At 70.8% G+C, this 16,160-nt stretch carries 12 protein-coding genes; 6 read left to right on the plus strand and 6 right to left on the minus strand.

Features of this window, described 5'->3' with window-relative positions; translation table 11 throughout:
* Window positions 1-263: 263 nt before the first annotated feature.
* The 3 genes from mshA (at window position 264) to OHT01_RS21665 (ending at window position 4,517) form a co-directional block, all read left to right on the plus strand.
* Window positions 264-1,601, plus strand: a complete 1,338-nt coding sequence (gene mshA, locus OHT01_RS21655) for a D-inositol-3-phosphate glycosyltransferase (RefSeq protein ID WP_328554770.1) — start codon at window positions 264-266, stop codon at window positions 1,599-1,601.
* Window positions 1,602-2,060: 459 nt separating this feature from the next.
* Window positions 2,061-2,552: a YbjN domain-containing protein gene (locus OHT01_RS21660; RefSeq protein WP_328554771.1), complete on the plus strand. Its 492-nt coding sequence runs from the start codon at window positions 2,061-2,063 to the stop codon at window positions 2,550-2,552.
* 171 nt (window positions 2,553-2,723) lie between these two features.
* A complete protein-coding gene (locus tag OHT01_RS21665; RefSeq protein WP_328554772.1) occupies window positions 2,724-4,517 on the plus strand; it encodes a glycosyl hydrolase family 28-related protein in 1,794 nt (597 codons plus the stop codon).
* 131 nt (window positions 4,518-4,648) lie between these two features.
* Here the strand turns inward: OHT01_RS21665 and OHT01_RS21670 are convergent, their stop codons facing one another.
* The gene (locus tag OHT01_RS21670) at window positions 4,649-5,440 is read right to left on the minus strand and encodes a helix-turn-helix transcriptional regulator (protein WP_328554773.1); all 792 of its coding nucleotides are present in this window, start codon (window positions 5,438-5,440) and stop codon (window positions 4,649-4,651) included.
* Between the two features lie 253 nt (window positions 5,441-5,693).
* Here OHT01_RS21670 and OHT01_RS21675 point away from each other — a divergent pair, with 253 nt between their 5' ends.
* On the plus strand, window positions 5,694-6,122 hold the full coding sequence (locus OHT01_RS21675) for a DUF2000 domain-containing protein (RefSeq protein ID WP_328558210.1): 429 nt from the start codon (window positions 5,694-5,696) through the stop codon (window positions 6,120-6,122).
* Window positions 6,123-6,381: 259 nt separating this feature from the next.
* Here OHT01_RS21675 and OHT01_RS21680 read toward each other — a convergent pair whose 3' ends face one another.
* Entirely contained in the window at window positions 6,382-7,668 is a 1,287-nt protein-coding gene (locus tag OHT01_RS21680; RefSeq protein ID WP_328554774.1) for an MDR family MFS transporter, read from the minus strand.
* Between the two features lie 195 nt (window positions 7,669-7,863).
* Between OHT01_RS21680 and OHT01_RS21685 the strand changes: the two genes are divergently transcribed.
* Window positions 7,864-8,625: a phosphoglyceromutase gene (locus OHT01_RS21685; RefSeq protein WP_328554775.1), complete on the plus strand. Its 762-nt coding sequence runs from the start codon at window positions 7,864-7,866 to the stop codon at window positions 8,623-8,625.
* A 112-nt stretch (window positions 8,626-8,737) separates the two neighbouring features.
* Here the strand turns inward: OHT01_RS21685 and OHT01_RS21690 are convergent, their stop codons facing one another.
* Both OHT01_RS21690 and OHT01_RS21695 read right to left on the minus strand, forming a co-directional pair.
* Complete coding sequence (locus OHT01_RS21690) at window positions 8,738-9,433, minus strand: hypothetical protein (protein ID WP_328554776.1); 696 nt, start codon at window positions 9,431-9,433, stop codon at window positions 8,738-8,740.
* A 385-nt stretch (window positions 9,434-9,818) separates the two neighbouring features.
* A complete protein-coding gene (locus OHT01_RS21695; protein WP_328554777.1) occupies window positions 9,819-10,502 on the minus strand; it encodes a calcium-binding protein in 684 nt (227 codons plus the stop codon).
* Between the two features lie 250 nt (window positions 10,503-10,752).
* Between OHT01_RS21695 and OHT01_RS21700 the strand changes: the two genes are divergently transcribed.
* A complete protein-coding gene (locus OHT01_RS21700) occupies window positions 10,753-11,226 on the plus strand; it encodes a hypothetical protein (protein ID WP_328554778.1) in 474 nt (157 codons plus the stop codon).
* Between the two features lie 5 nt (window positions 11,227-11,231).
* Here OHT01_RS21700 and OHT01_RS21705 read toward each other — a convergent pair whose 3' ends face one another.
* The gene (locus OHT01_RS21705) at window positions 11,232-11,807 is read right to left on the minus strand and encodes a hypothetical protein (RefSeq protein ID WP_328554779.1); all 576 of its coding nucleotides are present in this window, start codon (window positions 11,805-11,807) and stop codon (window positions 11,232-11,234) included.
* A gap of 206 nt (window positions 11,808-12,013) precedes the next feature.
* Window positions 12,014-15,817, minus strand: a complete 3,804-nt coding sequence (locus OHT01_RS21710; protein WP_328554780.1) for an ATP-binding domain-containing protein — start codon at window positions 15,815-15,817, stop codon at window positions 12,014-12,016.
* Window positions 15,818-16,160: the final 343 nt, after the last annotated feature.

Raw genomic sequence — 16,160 nt, forward strand, 5'->3', positions numbered from 1 at the left:
GACCGGTTGACCCTGTGGACAACCCGCGACCGCCACCCGCCGCCCGCGGAACGCCTGTGGAGAACTCCGACGGAAACCGCTGGAGAACCTCATCGGAATCCCCGGCGGGCAGGGAGGCAGACGACCAGCGGGATCGAACGGTTGAGCGATGAGCGGTAATGATTCGGCAAAGAGGAAATGGAGCGGAGACCTCCGGCGTTCAACGTCCTGGAGGGCGTGACACGTCCTCCGACCGGCATGCCCGCAGCAAGGAGGAACGCCACGTGAGCCAGTACGTCAGCAGGCTCGGGCGTCGCTCTCCGGCGGCTCCCTCACGGCTCAGGCTGCACCGCAGGCCGCGTCGCGTGGCGATGCTCTCCGTACACACCTCGCCCCTGCACCAGCCCGGCACGGGCGACGCGGGCGGGATGAACGTATACATCGTCGAACTCGCCCAGCGGCTCGCCGCGATCAACATCGAGGTCGAGATCTTCACGCGGGCCACCACCGCGGCACTCGCGCCCACCGTCGAGCTGGCCCCCGGTGTCCTCGTCCGGCATGTCGACGCGGGCCCCTACGAAGGCCTCGCCAAGGAGGACCTCCCCGCCCAGCTGTGCGCGTTCACCCACGGCGTCATGCAGGCCTGGGCCGGTCACCGCCCCGGCTACTACGACCTCGTGCACTCGCACTACTGGCTCTCCGGACACGTCGGCTGGCTGGCCGCCGAGCGCTGGGGCGCGCCCTTGGTGCACGCGATGCACACCATGGCCAAGGTCAAGAACGCGTCGCTGGCCGAGGGCGACACCCCGGAGCCCGCCGCCCGCGTCATAGGCGAGACCCAGATCGTGCGCGCCGCCGACCGCCTCATCGCGAACACCGCGGAGGAGGCGGACGAGCTCGTCCGCCACTACGGGGCGGAAGCCGGCAAGGTCGCCGTCGTCCACCCGGGTGTCAACCTCGACCGCTTCCGGCCCGCCGACGGCCGTGCCGCCGCCCGCGCCCGGCTCGGCCTCCCGCAGGACGCCCTGATCCCCCTCTTCGCGGGCCGCATACAGCCCCTGAAGGCCCCCGACGTCCTGCTGCGCGCGGTTGCCGTGCTGCTCGACGAGCGGCCCGACCTGCGCGGCAGGATCGTCGTCCCGGTGGTCGGCGGCCCGAGCGGCAGCGGGCTCGCCAAGCCCGAGGGACTCCAGAAACTGGCCGCGCGGCTGGGCATCGCCGACGTCGTGCGGTTCCGGCCGCCCGTCGGGCAGGACCAGCTCGCCGACTGGTTCCGGGCCGCGTCGGTGCTGGTCATGCCCTCGTACAGCGAGTCCTTCGGGCTCGTCGCCATCGAGGCGCAGGCGGCCGGTACGCCCGTACTCGCGGCCGAGGTCGGCGGTCTGCCGGTGGCCGTCCGCCACCAGGAGACCGGGTTCCTGGTTCCCGGCCACTGTCCCGCCGACTACGCGCGCGTGCTGCGGGAGTTCGCCGACGACGAGACACTCACGGCCCGGATGGGCGCCGCCGCGGCACGGCACGCGGAGCAGTTCGGCTGGGACACCGCGGCGGCAGCGACGGCGGACGTGTACACGGCCGCGACCCAGGACCACCGCCGCCGGGTACGGGCACACCACGCGTGACACGTGCGGTGGGCCGCACCCCGCGTGAGGCGTGCCGTGGGCCGCACCCCGCGTGAGGCGTGACGCACCACGCGCACCACGCGTGACGAGTGGCGCGGGCCCTATCGCACCCGGCACGGGGCACAGGGCATCCGGCACCCGGCACCCGGCACAGGGCACAGGGCGCCCGGCACCCGGCACAGGGCACAGGGCACCCGGCACCCGGCGTCCGGCACCGGGCACAGGGCGCCCGGTGCCCGGCGCCGGGCGTGGGTTTTTCGACTCGTCCCGGGCCGCGGGCCTGTCGCACTGGTCCCGGACCGCTGGTGTGCCGCACTCGTTCCCGGGCGCGCGTGAACCGCGCCCGGGGACGCGGCCGCCCCGCACCCGCCGGCTCCCCCTGACGCGACCGCGTCGCACCGCACCGCATCGCATCCGGCCGTCGCGTCACGCCCGAGGCGGGTCACGTACGCTCGCCTCATGGCTGACGCAGCGTCGATCATCGAGAGGGTCCTCACCGAGGCCGAGCTTGAGTGGGAGAGCCCCGGGGCGGGCTCGTACGTCGTGAAACTGCCCGGCACCCGCAAGCTCTCGACGACGGTCTCGCTGATCGTCGGCAAGCACTCGCTGTCGCTGAACGCCTTCGTGATCCGCCACCCCGACGAGAACCACGAAGGGGTTCATCGCTGGCTCCTGGAGCGCAATCTCAAGCTCTACGGGGTCGCCTACGCAGTCGACTCCCTCGGCGACGTGTATCTGGTCGGCAAGCTGCCGCTGGCCGCCGTCACCCCGGAGGAGGTGGACCGTCTCCTCGGGTCCGTCCTCGAAGCCGCCGACGGCTCGTTCAACACCCTCCTGGAACTCGGCTTCGCCTCCGCGATCCGCAAGGAGTACGCCTGGCGGGTGTCCCGCGGCGAGTCGACGCGCAATCTGGACGCGTTCACGAACCTGACTCAGCGTCCCACCAACTGACCCTCGCCATCCGTCAATTGGCCATTGCATGACCCCTTCCCCGCCCAGGGTCCCCGTGGCATGCTCACCGCCGACGCGGATATGAACGTTGTTCACATCCATGAAATTCGCAAAGGTCGTACGACGGTCGCACGACGGTCGCACGCGATCCACAGGGAAGGGCGGACGGGCATGACCGACAGGAACGGGTACACGGGGATCACCAGGCGGGCCCTGCTCGGCAGCGCAACGGCCGTGGCGGCCGCCGCCGTGACCGGCGCGGCGGCGACGAGGGCGGACGCGGTGTCCAGGGCCAACGCGGCACCGCCGTCACCCTTGCGAGGGACGGCCGCCGGGACATCGGGGGATGTGACGTCCGGGGGCGTGGCATCCGGCGCCGCCCAGGGAACGGCCGCCCGGCCGGGCGGCGAAGTCCCGCGGATCTGGCGCGAGTTCACCCGCTCCCCGTTCACCCACCCGCAGGTCCCGTACGTCGGCAGGTCCGGCGCGCACCGCGGGGCCGCACGCTTCCCACGTCACCCCGTCGTGACCGACATCCGTGACCACGGTGCCGTCGCCGCCGACGGCACCACGGACTGCGCCCCCGCGATCAACCGTGCCATCGCCGCAGCCGGAAGGGCCGGCGGTGGCACGGTCACCATCCCTCCCGGGACGTTCCGCATCGACGACCTGATCCGCATCGGTCACTCGAACGTGGTCCTCCGGGGCGCCGGCAGCGGCCGTACGACGCTGTACGCGACCAGGAACCTCACCGAGCTCATCGGTGGCTACGGATCCCGCTACGGCGGCGACAAGTCGTCGTGGTCCTGGGCCGGCGGCCTCATCTGGCTCGCCCCACAGGCCCGTTGGGACTCCCTCGTCGCCGCCGTCAGGGCGAAGGCCTGGCCCTTCGAGGGCTGGACCGGCAACACGCGTGACGCCTGGCGGACCCTCACCACGGTCGAGCCCGCGCGCCAGGGATCCTGGACGGTGACCGTCGCGGACGCCTCGAAGCTCCGCCCCGGCACGCTCGTCCTCCTCCGCCTGGCCGACGACGCAGGCCACACCCTCCTGGAGCACATGTCGGGCGGCGGCCCCGGGCCCGAGGCGTACTTCTGGGACGACAAGACGAAACTGACCTCCTACGTCCCCTACGAGTGGCCCGTCCGCATCGCGCGCGTGCGCGGCCGCAGGGTGACCCTCGAACGCCCCCTCCCCCTCGACGTACGCCCTGAGTGGGACCCGCGGCTGACCACGCACGTCGAGGAACTGACCGGCTCGGGGGTGGAGGGGCTGACCCTGGAGGCGGTGGAGACACCGCAGTCCCCGCACCTCCTCGACAAGGGCTACAACGGCGTCGTCCTCCAGTGCGCCTACGACTGCTGGGTCGACGACGTCACGGTCCGCCACGTCGACAACGGATTCGGCCTCGTCGCCGCCTCCGCCTGCACCCTGCGCCGTACGACCGTCGCCGGACGCGGCTCGCACCACCCGTACTTCTGCCGCGAGGGCTCGCACGACAACCTGGTCGAGGACTTCACCGTCGAGGAACGCACCGTCCCCGCGCCCGCCGGAACCCAGTTGCACGGCATCAACGTCGAGGGACTGTCCTCTTACAACGTCTGGTCGCGCGGTGACATGCGCATGGGTACCTTCGACTCCCACCGCGGACTGCCCTTCGCGAACGTCCGTACCGACATCACCGTGTACAACGACGGCCGGCACGGCGGCGACGCCTCCGCGGGGCCCCTGTTCGGCGCGCGCTTCACCCACTGGAACATCAGGGTCACCAACGGCAGGGCCGGACTGATGAAGATCGACGGTCTCGCCCCCTACAGCGCCACCGTCGGCGTCAACGAGGTCACCGAGTTCGACCAGACCGACGTACCCGACTTCACCGGGGATCTGCACGCGCGGCTGGAGCTGTACGGGACGACGGACGTCGTACGGCCGCGCAATCTCTACGAGGCCCAGCGCGACCTCTAGACCACCTAGACCACCTGGACCACCTAGACCACCTGGACCACCTGGACCACCTGGACCACGACCACTCGTACAGCCCCGCTCCACGACCGCCCGTACGGCCCCCGGTCCACGACGGCCCGTACCGTCCCGGTTCACGACCGTGCGTACTGTCCCGGGGGTACCCCCACCAACCGCCTGAAATGGCGGGTGAGATGGGACTGGTCGTAGAAGCCCGTCGCGGTGGCCACCTCGCCCGGTGGCCGTCCGTCGAGGAGCAGGCGGCGGGCACGGTCCACCCGGCGGGACAACAGGTACTGGTGAGGGGCGATGCCGAACGTGCCGCTGAACGCCCGGACCAGGTGGGCGGGGTGGGCGTGCACCAGTCGTGCGGCCTCGTCGAGGGCGATCCCCTCGGCGAGCCGTTCGTCGAGGAGTTCGCGCAGCCGGTGGGCGAGCGGCCGGTCGGCGCGCGCGGGCCCGGCCGCCGACCAGGGGCGCAGCAGGTCGCGCAGCCGGTCCCCGATCAGCGTCAGCCTGCTGTCGGCCTCCAGCTCGTCCCCGGGGTGGGCGAGCGCGGTGTGCAACTGGCCGACCCTGCGCCGCAGCACCGGGTCCGCCAGATCGGGGCCGTCCACCGCCGGCCCGATGAGGTCGTCGGCCAGTCGCGAACCGTCCAGGTAGAGGACCCTCTTGCGGAAGCCGTGTTCCGTGGCGGGAGCGCCGTTGTGCGGGATGTGCGGCGGCAGCAGCGACACCGTGTCGTGCGGGGTGCCGTGCTCGTGCCGGTCGAGGTCGTACCGGACGGCGCCGTCGTCGACGATCAGCAGGGTCCACGCCTCGTGCACGTGCATCGGGTACGCGTACTCGGTGTAGTGCGCGTGGAAGACCTCGACGACGCCCGGGACACTCGGGCGCCACGCGGAGATCTCACGCTGCGGGGCCATGCAAAGAACGTACAAGACGACGGGGTACGCCGGTCGGCAGTCTTCTCGCATGAGCAGCGAGAACGACATGAGCCCCACCGCCGGGAGTGCTACGAACCCCTCCGGCCCCGCCGCCGGGAGCGATGCGAACCCTTCCGGTACCGGCGGAGCGAGCCGTGCGAACCCTTCCGGTACCGGCGGAGCGAGCCGTGCGAACCCTTCCGGTACCGGCGGAGCGAGCGGTGCGAATTCTTCCGGTACCGGCGGAGCGAGCCTGTCGGGCGACGCACCCGTCCGCTTCGACACCAAGATCACCGTCGTCCTGCGCGACGACCTGGAGCCCTGGCAGCGGCTCAATGTGACCGCCTTCCTCGTCAGCGGCCTGGGGACGGCGGTCTCCGAGGTGATCGGGGAGCCGTACGAGGATGCCGACGGGGTCTCCTACCTCCCGATGTTCCGGCAGCCGGTGCTGGTCCTGGAGGCTTCGAAGGAGACGCTGACCGCCGCCCACGGCCGCGCGCTGTCCCGGGCGCTGCCGCGAGCGGTCTTCACGTCGGACCTGTTCGGCACGGGCAACGACCGGGACAACCGCGCGGCCGTACGGGCCGTGCCGACCGGCGAACTGGATCTGGTGGGCATCGCGGTGTACGGGCCGCGGAACGCGGTGGACAAGGTGGTGAAGGGGGCGCGGATGCATCCGTGAGGTGCGGATGCGCCCGTTGGGTCCCCGGGAGGCGGCAGCGGGCCGGGTGCCCACGGGTCGGGGTGGCCGGCCGCCGGCCGGAGACGGCTACCGGCCCGAGTCACCACCCGCCCGAGTCACCACCCGCCGGGTGACGGCGGACCGGTGCGGCTCAGGCCGGTGTACTCGCGGACCGGTGTGATGGCGGCCGGTGCGGCTCAGGCCGGTGTGCGTGCGGACCGGTGTGATGGCGGCCGGTGTGATGGCGGACCTGTGCGGCTCAGGCCGGGGTGGCTTCCGTGCGGGGCGTTGCGGTGGGCCGGGCCTCGGTACCCGTCCCAGGACCCTGGGACGACTCCCGTACCGACTCCTCCGCCGGGAGTCGGCGCATGAGCAGCCCGTACCCGAGTCCCGCCGCCGTTCCGACCACCGCGCACAGTGCCCAGAGCCAGGCCGCGCCGAGGTGGTCGATGACGACGCCGGACATCACCGGGGAGATGAGGGCCGCGAGGGCCCACGAGAGCGTGTACATGCCCTGGTAGCGGCCGCGGCCGTGGACGGGGGACAGGCGGACGACGAGGCCGGTCTGCGTCGGGGCGTTGACGATCTCGGCGAGGGTCCACACGCAGACGGTGAGCGTGAAGACCCCGACCGACCCGGCGAAGGCGGTGAGCCCGAACCCGTACCCGGCGAGCAGCGACGAGATCACGAGCAGCCGCTTGGGGTCCCGGTGCTCGATGAAACGGGTGACCGGGATCTGGAGCGCGACGATGAGTACGCCGTTGACGGCCATCGCCGTGCCGTAGTCGGCCGGGGTGAAGCCCGCCCTGCCCATGGCGACCGGCAGCCCGACGGAGCCCTGCTGGAAGACGAGGGCGACGAGGAACGAAAGCCCGACGACACTCATGAACCGTCCGTCGCGCAGCACGGTCCCGAGCCCGACCGCCGGTTCCGTCTCCTTGGCGACCTGCACGGGCCTGGACTCCGGGAGCTTCGCGAAGACGACGAGAGCGCAGACGAGGGTCATGCCGGCTTCGATGAGGAAGCCCGCGAGATAGCTGAACTCGGCGATGAAACCGGCGCCGATCGAGGAGACCGCGAAGCCGAGGTTGATGGCCCAGTAGTTGAGCGAGAAGGCGCGGACGCGGTCCTCGGGCCGGACGATGTCGGCCATCATCGCCTGCACGGCGGGCCGGGACGCGTTGCTGGTCATGCCGACCAGGAAGGCGACCGCGGCGATGGCCACCGGGTCGTGCATGAAGCCCAGCAGCGCCACCGAGCCGGCCGTCGAGACCTGCGCGACCAGCAGGGTGGGCCGCCGGCCGAACCGGTCGGCCATCACTCCGGCGACGAGCGAGGAGACCACACCGCCGAGCCCGTGCAGGGAGGCGACCAGACCGGCGTACGAGGCGGAGTAGCCGCGGTCGAGGGTCAGATACAGCGCCATGAAGGTGGCGACGAAGGCCCCGAGCCGGTTGATCAGTGTGCTGGTCCACAGCCACCAGAACTCGCGGGGAAGCCCTGAGACGGTCTCGCGGAAGGCACGTCTCAGGACGGCGGCTGGCATGGATCCCCCACGGATGTAAGCGGCTCGGGCGGTGAGCACAACTTACGAGTGGGCTGCCTCGGAGAGCCACTCAATTAACAGATGCCGTCAACTGAAGGACGTCGCGGAGGAGCGGGAGCGGCCAGGCGGGGGTTCCCGTGTCCGACTGATGGCCGAGGGCGCGAGCGGTCGCGGGGTTCGATTACGCTCGGAGCCATGGCCGACGCACCGTACAAGCTGATCCTCCTCCGCCACGGCGAGAGCGAATGGAACGCGAAGAACCTGTTCACCGGTTGGGTGGACGTCAACCTCAACGAGAAGGGCGAGAAGGAGGCAGTCCGCGGCGGTGAGCTGCTCAAGGACGCCGGCCTGCTGCCCGACGTGGTCCACACCTCGCTCCAGAAGCGCGCGATCCGCACCGCGCAGCTGGCGCTGGAGTCCGCGGACCGCCACTGGATCCCGGTCCACCGAAGCTGGCGCCTGAACGAGCGTCACTACGGAGCCCTCCAGGGCAAGGACAAGGCCCAGACCCTCGCCGAGTTCGGCGAGGAGCAGTTCATGCTCTGGCGCCGCTCGTACGACACCCCGCCGCCGGCGCTCGATCGCGACGCCGAGTACTCCCAGTTCGACGACCCGCGCTACGCGGCCCTGCCGCCGGAGCTGCGCCCGCAGACGGAGTGCCTCAAGGACGTCGTCGTCCGCATGCTTCCGTACTGGTTCGACGGCATCGTCCCGGACCTCCTGACCGGTCGTACGGTCCTGGTCGCGGCCCACGGCAACTCGCTGCGCGCCCTGGTCAAGCACCTCGACGGCATCTCCGACGCCGACATCGCGGGCCTGAACATCCCCACCGGCATCCCTCTCTCCTACGAACTGGACGCCGACTTCAAGCCCCTCAACCCGGGCGGCACCTACCTCGACCCGGACGCCGCCGCGGCGGCGATCGAGGCGGTCAAGAACCAGGGCAAGAAGAAGTAGTTTTCGCGATCACGCCCCCGACCTGCGCATACGGCGTGGGGCGGGGGCGTGATCGCGGTCTGGGCGCCCTCTGTGCCCTGTTCGGGGCGGCGCTGCGGCCGGCCGTGGCGCGTTACTCCTCGTCGGCGGTCTGCAGCTCGACGGGCCGGTCGGCCACGTCCATCGTCTGCGGTGTGGCCAGCAGCTTGTTCAGCCCAAGGGTCAACTGCACGGTGAACACGCTCAGTAGGACGGCCAGGGCTATTCGGACCAGGCTGTAGCCGGCGTCGACGTTCGCCGCGGTCTTGTAGTCGTCGGGCGTTTGGAGGTTGGAGTTGGTCACGAACGAGACGTAGAGCGCGGCGAAGACCGACAGGAACCACCCGCCGTAGGCCCAGACGACTCCGCTGCCGCCTGGCAGGGCCCTGATCCATCCCAGCCCGATGTCGGTGCGTGACATGGCGTTCGCGTGGCCGACGCGCGCCCACCGCTGGTAGGCGTACAGAACTGCCATGAAGGCTACGAAGCGCAGCATGCCCGTGGTGTTGATCGTCTGGAGTGCGCTGTGCAACGCCTGCCGGTCGTAGCCGTAGCCGTTGTCGGCGGCGGCCAAGGTCCATTGGTGAGCCCGCGTGCGCTCGGCGGAGAACCGCACGGCCTCGTTGACGATGGCTACCGCGGCCGCGGCCAGCACCGTAAGCAGTGGGCCCGACAGCGAGACCCGGCCGGGACTCACTTTGGACTGGACCAGCAACGCCGCCTTGTCGTTGCGCCCGCGACGCTGAGGCGGCTTCGACGAGTCGCTCTCCTGCTGACAGACCGGACACAACCCTTTGATCCCGTCAAAAGCGACTTCACGCTGTCGACACTTCCGGCACGTCAGTAGCATCCCGCGCCCCCTCTTTGCATGATCGCGGCTGGATTGAGCGCCGCATCCTATTGGGTCCGCCACAGAGCCGTCGATGCCTTCTTGATCTTCTCTTCGAGGCGGCCCGTCGGCCCGACGGCCCGGCACGGTGCGGCCCGGCCCCGGGCGGTCGAAACCCACGGCATCGCGATCCTGCCTGGGGCGGAGGCCGGATACGCATCCGTGCGCGGCGGGGCCGATGCCTGGTCAACTCCATGTCGGTAAAAGGGTATTGAGATCCTCGATGAGCAGGGACGCCGAAGCGGTGCGGCCCTGCGTTGTTCGGAGACCGCGGCCGGACCCGCGGCTACTTCACGTCGACGGAATCGCCCGTGGCCGCGACGGCCGGGGTGGTGCTCGTGCCCGCGAAGTAGTAGCGCCAGGTGCCGTCCACCGAGGCGGTGGCCGTGGCCTTCACATTGCCGCTGCCGTCCGTGTCCACCGTCCTGACGGTGCTGTACGTGCTGCTGCCCGCCTTGCGGAACTGCAGCTTGACCGGCTGTCCGGTGTACCCGTGGTACTTCCGGTCATCCCAGTTCGCCCTGGTCAGCTTGCCCGTGACGGTGATCGTCCGGCCCTTGGTGACCGGCTCCGGCGAGGCGTTGACCGTGAGCTTGGAGTAGCGCTGCACGTGGAAGGTGCCGAGGTTCGTCCGCTTCACCGAGTCGCCGTCCTTGGCCTTCGCGTACGCGCCGAAGTGCCAGGTGCCGGCGAAGGCGTTGCCGTACAGGTCGTACTCGGGCCAGACGCTGTACGTCGACGTGCAGGTGACGGTGGTCCCCGAGGTGCACACGGTCTCGCTGGGCGAGTCCTGGGTCCAGAAGTCGTCGGGGTCGCTCCAGGTGCCGTGGTAGAGGTACGTCTGCCCGGAGGCGATGCCGGCCGGGTCGGAGGCGGTGAACGTGACCTTGAAGCTCACCATGTTCGTCGTACCGACGGCGACGTCCTTGCCACCGTTCACCACCACGTTCGACACCTTGGTGTCGCCCACCACCGTGTCCGCGTGAGCGGCCGGAACGGTGAGGGCCAGACACAGGCGGAGGCGAGCGGGGCGGTGGGCTGTCAGTGCTCGGGCTTGCCGTCTCGCCCTGGCGAAACGGGGCGCCGATCACCGCGGATGCGCGACGCCGATGGGTCTTCTGGTCCTGTCGACGGGCGAGTACCTACCGCATGGGGACCGGGTGGCGTCGGAAATATCCGAGAGAGCGGTGATACGGCCGCGTTGGTGTCATCGTCGAGGCGTGACATCGACAACCCTTGTGCCGTTATTCGGCGTCCTGCTCGGCGGTCTCGTGTCGACAGGGACCCAGTGGTTGCTGGGGCGCGCTTCGGAGCGGACCGAAGTACGACGGAGCTCTCGTGAACGAGCCGAGACGCGTCGCAGCGAACGCGTCACCCACCTCATCGACTTCCTGTCCGCGGTGCAGGAAGCCGAACGTGTCGCCGTGGACCACTATCACCACCAGTTGGCCGACGAGCAGTGGCAGGCACGGGCCAAACAGTCCATCGACCGTATGTGGGTGGCCCAGAAGACGATCCACATGCTGTGCGCGCCCGAGGTGAACCATGCGGCGCGCGCCCTGGCGTACGACGTCCAGGACGTGATCAGGAACGGGCCCGGCGATCCGGGAGAGCCGCGGGACGAGAGGGTCTGGGCCTACATACGCCCCAGCCGCATGGCGTTCTTGGATGTCGTGCGCGACCAGTTGACGTAGCGGAATCAGCCGACCTTACGGAGCCAGTCGGCGAGCGCGGAGAAGTCGTCGTCCGTCAGGCCCTCGCCCGGGTCGACACGGTGAAGCAGAGCGGGGCCCTCGTGCTGGGCGGCGACCCAGAGCCGGTCCATGGCGCCGATCTCGTCGTCGACCCAGATGAACGGGCGGCCGTCGGCCCACTCCACGAGGGTGCGGGTCTTCCAGTGCAGACCGTGCGGCCCCTCGTCGGCGGCGACCTCGGGCCACTCCACCACCGGCAGCCTGGGCAGCCCGATCCGCGGGCCGACGGACTCGTTCGCCTCGTCCATCCACGTCGTGGCCCACACCAGATCGCACCCCAGGGCCGTGAGCCGCGGCCCCACGGCCACGTCGAGTCGTCCGAGCAGCGGATTTCCCCGGTCCCCCGTACTGGTCGGCGTCGCCTTCGCCGTTGCCGCTTCGGGGCCGAGGCGCGGGGCGGAGCCGGAGGTTCCTCGCCGGGTGGAGGACGGGCCGAACGGGATGAGGGGGCCGTCGACGTCGAGGAAGAGGATGGGGGCGGGGACCGGGACGGGGGCAGTGGCGGGGACGGCGCGCTTCACATGTTCCTTCGGATTCCGCCCGCGCTCCTAGGGCGCGGGGAGTGGCGTGGCGAGCTGTGACCGTTGGTTCGCCGCGCTTTCCGGGGCACGTCGTCCGATCAGGCAGCCTCTGGTCAGACAGCCTCTGGTCAGACAGCCCCTGGTCAGGGAGACCCTGGTCGGACAGCCCCTGGTCAGAGAGACCCTCGTCATCCGGGGGCCTTGTGTCAATCGGTCAGACGCAAGGCGGTTCGTGCGTCCGGGCCGTGCCAACCCTCCGCGGTGCGCCATACGACGTGCACGTCGAAGGCGTTCCGAATGGCGTCCGGAGCCCAGCTCTCCGCGGGCGGCTCGGACAGGACCAGGTAGCGGGTGTCCGCCGAGCGCCGTTCCATCCGGTCGAGTTCCAGGAGACGGACGGCTCCGGCGCGCAGGTGCGGGTAGCCGGAACGGCCGGCGCCGAGCACCTCGTAGCGGAGGAAACCGTCCGGGCCGTCCAGGACGACATCGGCCACGGCGGAATCCGAGGGGCGCAGGCCCGCTCGCAGGAGTGCGGCCTTCAACTCGAAGCGCACGGCCTCGTGCGTGTTGCAGTCCCGGTCCGCCCCCGCCTCGACGGCCAGGTGCCGAGCGAGTTCCCCGCTCCACGTCGCCCGCCCGTCCGAGGGTGCGGAATCGGTGGCGGAATCGTTGGCCGAATCGGTGGCTTGGAGAGCGGTGGTGTTCATGGAGTCGCTGTCCTTCTGCTCGTGTGTCGTGCGCGGCTCGGTCGAAGCAGCCGTGATCGCCTCGGGTCGCGCGGGGTCGGCTCCGGGTGTCGTGCCGGGCCCGGGTGCCGAGTCGGGCCCGGGCACGGTGTCGGGTTCCTGTACGGACTCCGGTCCTCGTACGGACTCCGGTCCTCGTACGGACTCCGGTTCCCGTACGGGCTCCGGTCCCGGCCTGGGTTCCGGGTCCGGCCCGGGTGCCGGTTCGGTGCCGGCTCGTTGGCGGAGTTCGTGCCGAGCCCGGTCGAGCGCGTCGGTCCAGTCGCGGAACGCGGGATCGTCCGGCAGGGCGGCTCGCAGGCCGGGAAGGTCCGATCCGACCGCCTGCCGGGCGCGTTGGGCGAGGTCCGCCAGTTCGCTCAGCCGGTCGCGGTCGGCGGAACCCAGCAGGCGCCAGACGCTCAGCCAGTCGACCCGGTCGCGGCGCAGGCAGCGGCCGGCCATGCCCTTCAGTTCGGCGAGGAGCGCCGTCATCTCCGGTGGCGTCGCACAGTCGCCGTGGACGATGGACCCCAGGACCCCGAGCGCGGCGTCGTAACGGGGCGCCATCCGCGCGGAGATGGGTCTGCGGCCGAAGTCGCCGGCCGAGACCAGGCTGACCTGGCCTTCGTTCCGGGTCACCCAGCCGTCCAGCCGGGAGCCGGCGGTCGGGGCGGGCTCACCGTGGCGGGGGACCAGGAGAAGGGTTCGTTCCGTCGCGGGGGCCAGGGCCTTCACTTTCCAGTGCGATCCGGGGCCGGGGCCGAGCACCCGCACCTCGACGGCTGTGCCGACCGGCAGTGCATCGGTCGTTGACGAGGTGGAAGAGGGGAGCGAGGAGAGCGAGGGGAGCGAGATCAGAGAGGAGAGCGAGGGGAGGGAGATGGGAGTCAAGTACGTTGGAACGGGGGGGACTTCACCACTCCCGCCATCGCCGGTGCCGCTGTTCGTGCCGCCGTTCGTTCCGCGGTCTGTTCCCCCGGTCGTTCCGCGGTCCGTTGCACCGTCCGTCCTGTCGTCCGACGCGCCGAGCTCGATCGGCAGCGGTGTCGTGTGGAGGACTGTCAGCGTCTGGGTGCTGCGGGTCAGGGCGACGTACAACTGGCGCAGTCCGGCGGGCCCCCGGTCGGCGATCGTCGTCGGCTCCAGGACCAGTACGTGGTCGAACTCCATGCCCTTGGCCTGCGCGGCCGGGAGTACGGACACGGTGCGTAGCGTCTCCTCGGTCATCCCGGCCACGAGGTCGACGCGACGGCGGACCTCCTCCAGCCAGTCGGAGTCGTCGGGGACGATGACGGCAACGGACCTCGGGGACCGCCCGTCATCGGTGCTCACGAGTCGTGCGGTGCGGGTCGCCGCGTCGTCCAGCAACTCCCAGGGAGTCGTGGAGACGAGCCGCACGGCCTCGGCGCCGGCCCGTCGTACGGCCGTCGGGTAGGGCAGGGAGGGCGCGACGGCTCGGGCCAGCGGCGCCACGAACTCCATGATCTCGGCCGGTACGCGGTAGCTCGTGTTCAACTCGGCCACCCGCCAGTCCCCTTGGGCGGACAGGATTCCGCCCAGCTCGTCCCAGGCGGTGTAGGAGTGCGGGCCGGTGGCCTGGGCCAGATCGCCCAGCACGGTCATGGAGCCGGTCGGACACCGTCTGCGCAGGGACCTCGCCTGCATCGGGGTGAGATCCTGCGCCTCGTCGACCACGATGTGCCGGTACCGCTGCGGGGTCTCGCCCGCGATGAGGAAACGCAGCTCCTCCAGACACACCAAGTCATCGATGGTCCAGGGCTCTTCGGCGGCACTGTCGGCCTTCGGCCGCTGGAGAGAGGCCTGTTCACCCTCGTCGAGGATTCCGGAGGCGCACTCGCGCAGTCTGGTGGGGGAGTTGAGCAGGCCCCGCAGCGCTTCCTCGGGGCTCAGCGCGGGCCAGACCCGTTCGACGAGCGTCGTGACCTGCCGGTTGCGTTCCAGTTCGCGGCGTACGGTCGTGTCCCTGCTGCGGCGTGGGGCGACGCGGACGAGTTCACCGAGCAGCCGGTCCACCAGCAGGGTGCGGAAGCGGTCCCTGCGCGCCCGGTGGCCGTTGGGTCCCCCGCGGGCGTCCTGGAGGAGACCGAGCACCTCCGAGCGCGGCAGACGCAGTGAGGTGCCGCCCACGATCACGACGAAGGCCGGTTCGTCCTGGGCGTGGGAGGGAGTGGAGATGACGGTGTCGAGGGCTTCGGGGCGGCACTCGCTCTCCACCCGCCTGCGCAGGACGGCCGCCATCCGCTCGTCGGACTTCACCAGCCGGGCGGCGGTGGAGTCCGCGCCCTGGATCTCCCCTTCCCAGAGGCGGGCCAGTTGTACGGCGGTGACGTTGCGGGTGCCGAGGGTCGGCAGGACGCGCCCCACGTACTCCAGGAAGTTCTGGTGCGGTCCCACCACCAGGATGTCCTGCGCGCGGAAGTGGTCGTTGTTGACGAGCCAGGTCACGCGGTGCAGGCCGACCGCCGACTTTCCGGTGCCGGGGCCGCCCTGGACGACGAGGACGTCCGCGGGCGAACCGGTGACCAGGGCCATCTGGTCACGTCTGATCGTCTCGACGATGTCCCGCATCCGGCCACTGCGGGACCGGCGCAGTTCGCGCAGGAGGAACTCGTCGACGGGCTGCGGCTTTTGACGCCGTCTGCCGGTGCCGCGGCGTGGCGAGGGGATGGCACGCGGCCGTCCGTCGTCCCCCGCGGCGGGTGGGACGGTGCTGTCTTCCGGCTTCTCGGGGGCTTCGAGAGGAGCGGGCTCCTCTTCCAGGACCGACGGTGACGCGGCCTCCCCGCCGAGTCCCGGAGTGCCGGTGTACGGGCCCGCGGCCGGGGTGATCTCGTCCAGGAAGTCCTCGACCGTACGCTCGGCGCAGCGCAGCCGGCGCCGCAGGAGTACGTCGCCAGGGGTCTCCGGCCGGGCGTTCTGCCAGCTCACGGCGATCGGGTTCGTCCAAGAGACCACCACCTGATCGCGGGTCTCGGTGTCGAAGACATGGCGTCGCCCGACATAGAACGTCTCCGGCTCGGAGCCGTCGCCCTCCTGGATGTCGACGCGGCTGATGACCAGGGCCTCGCCCCCGAGACCGCCGTACTCCTCCGCCGTGCTCTCCGCTTTCCTGCGGACCGCGACGCTGTCCTTGCCGGTCGCGGAGGCCGTGGCCGCCGATGGCGAGGTCATCTCCGCGAGCCGGGCCTCGTAGCAGTCGTAGGCGCGGTCCACTGCCTTCTGCTCGTTGGCGATGACCGTGTCCCGTGGTGTCGTGCTCACGTGTGTCCCCTCCTGGCAGCGCCCCTCGCGCCGACGCGGGCCGGGCCCGCCTCCCCTGTCACAGAGGTAGCAGAATCCGTGGGTCAGACCACGGTCAATCGGACAACAGAGCTGTAATCGCGCAGACTTCGGTCCGGCGCGAGCGCATCCGGTCCTTAGGGGTCCCGCACGGTCCTCCGAGAGATCGCGAAGGACCGGCCCACCGGGATTCCGCCCGGGTCCATCGGGATCGCGGACGGTGCTCCGCTTCGACAGGCGGCAGCGTGTGAGGGGCCGCGTCCGCCGAGCCGGAGCCCGTGCGTACACTGCGCGCAATTGTCTGTGACCTGTCGGGGGAGGCGTC

The sequence above is a fragment of the Streptomyces sp. NBC_00358 genome (assembly GCF_036099295.1).
Lineage (GTDB): Bacteria > Actinomycetota > Actinomycetes > Streptomycetales > Streptomycetaceae > Streptomyces.